Source organism: Candidatus Cryptobacteroides sp., from assembly GCF_056207615.1.
This window is the reverse complement of the sequence record NZ_JBAEER010000135.1, coordinates 1-1,972: the sequence shown is the minus strand read 5'-3', so window position 1 is coordinate 1,972 and position 1,972 is coordinate 1. Positions and strand designations below refer to the sequence as shown.

2 protein-coding genes are annotated in these 1,972 nt (G+C 57.5%); both read left to right on the top strand.

The window, feature by feature from the left end; genetic code table 11:
* Positions 1 to 2: 2 nt before the first annotated feature.
* Positions 3 to 1,085: an efflux RND transporter periplasmic adaptor subunit gene (locus AC06ND_RS08060; protein ID WP_475678473.1), complete on the top strand. Its 1,083-nt coding sequence runs from the start codon at positions 3 to 5 to the stop codon at positions 1,083 to 1,085.
* Positions 1,086 to 1,099: 14 nt separating this feature from the next.
* On the top strand, positions 1,100 to 1,972 hold an 873-nt coding region (locus AC06ND_RS08055), incomplete at its 3' end, for a TolC family protein (protein WP_475678472.1).

Below are 1,972 nucleotides of genomic sequence, written 5' to 3'. Positions count from 1 at the left end.
AGATCATCAAGTACCTTAGTTTTGCGCTGGTCGCACTGATTTTTGTATGGACTTTCGTGTTCCTCTACAAGAAGTCGAAGCCAGAGGAGATCAAGTATCAGGAGCTCGAGGCGAGCGTGATGGACATCCATCGCACTGCCGTCGTTACCGGCAAGATCATCCCGCGCAACGAAGTCGACATCAAGCCTCAGATCAACGGCATCATTGCTGAGCTCTACAAGGAGGCCGGCGAGACCGTGCAGGAGAACGAAGTGATCGCGAAGCTCAAGGTCATCCCGGACATGAACTCGCTGAGCTCGGCACAGAGCCGCGTACGTCTCGCTGAGCTCAACCTCAAGCAGGCGCAGATTGACTTCGACCGAATGAAGACCCTCTACGGCAAGGAGCTCATCAGCGCAGAGGAATTCGACAAGGCGACCCAGTCCCTCAACCAGGCAAAGGAGGAGAAATCCGCCGCGCAGGACGCTCTAGAGGTAATCCGCGACGGTGTATCCTCATCGAATGCGAAGTCGAGCTCGACCCTCGTGCGCTCTACCATCACCGGTCTCATCCTCGACGTTCCGGTGAAGGTGGGTAATTCCGTCATCCAGGCGAACACCATGAACGACGGTACGACAGTGGCGACCGTAGCCGACATGAAGGACCTCATCTTCGACGGCAATGTGGACGAGACAGAGGTGGGTTCGCTCTTCGAGGGCGTTCCTGTGAAGATAACCATCGGTGCGCTTCAGAACTATTCCTTCGACGCGACCCTCGAGTACATCTCGCCTAAGGCCGTCGAGAAGAACGGCGCAAACCAGTTCGAGATCAAGGCTGCGGTGAACGTCGACAGCGAGAGCACGATACGTTCGGGATACAGCGCGAACGCGGAGATCGTCCTCGAAAGCGCGGAATCAGTCCTCTCAGTTCCGGAGAGCGCCCTCGAGTTCGAGGGAGACGACGTATATGTGCAGAAGAAGTCCGATGACGGCAGCTACAAGAGAATACGCATCGTCACCGGACTCAGCGACGGAATCAACATCGAGGTGAAGGACGGCCTGAGCAAGGGCGACATCGTACGAGGTCCGAGAATCGTCAACGAATAAAGATCATTGCGCAGATGAGAAAGATATTTACAGCATCGATTCTTCTTGCGTCGAGCCTCATCGCCGGAGCTCAGCAGAGGGAATGGACACTCGCGGAGTGCATCGAGCATGCCCTGGAGAACAACATCACCATACAGCAGAGCGCCATCAATGTGGAGAGCAAGGACGTCGCCGTCAACTCCGCCAAGAACAGGAGGCTCCCCGGCATCAGCGGCAGCGCAAGCCAGAACTTCTCCTTCGGACGAGGCCTCACCGCCGACAATACCTATGCGAATGCGAATACCACCAGCACCTCGTTCAGCCTCGGTGCAGACGTTCCGATATTCTCCGGACTGCAGAATGTCCACAACATCGCCCTGAGCAAGCTCGACCTCGAGGCCGCCACCTCAGATCTCGAGAAGGCGAAGGACGACATCCGCGTAGCGGTCGCACAGGCCTATGTGCAGATACTCTACGACATGGAGATAGTCGAGGTTGCCGAGAGTCAGGTGGAGATCGACAAGATGCAGGTCGAGCGCCTCAGCGAGATGGCAGCTAACGGAAAGTCATCGCGGGCTGAGGTTTCCGCGCAGGAGGCGACCCTCGCGCAGAGCACGCTCTCGCTCACCCAGGCCCGCAACAATCTCTCCCTTGCCCTGCTCGACCTGAGCCAGCTCCTCGAGCTTCCTTCTCCGGAAGGCTTCTCCATCGTCCGTCCCGCCACTGACGGCATCGACGACATGCTCCTGATGAGTCCTGAGGACATCTATGCAGAGGCAGTCCAGGTCAAGCCGGCGATCAAGTCCGAGATGGTCCGCCTCGCATACGCGGACCGCAACATCAAGCTGGCAAAGAGCGGATACATCCCGACGATTTCCCTCAACGGAGGAATCGGCACCAACTACTAC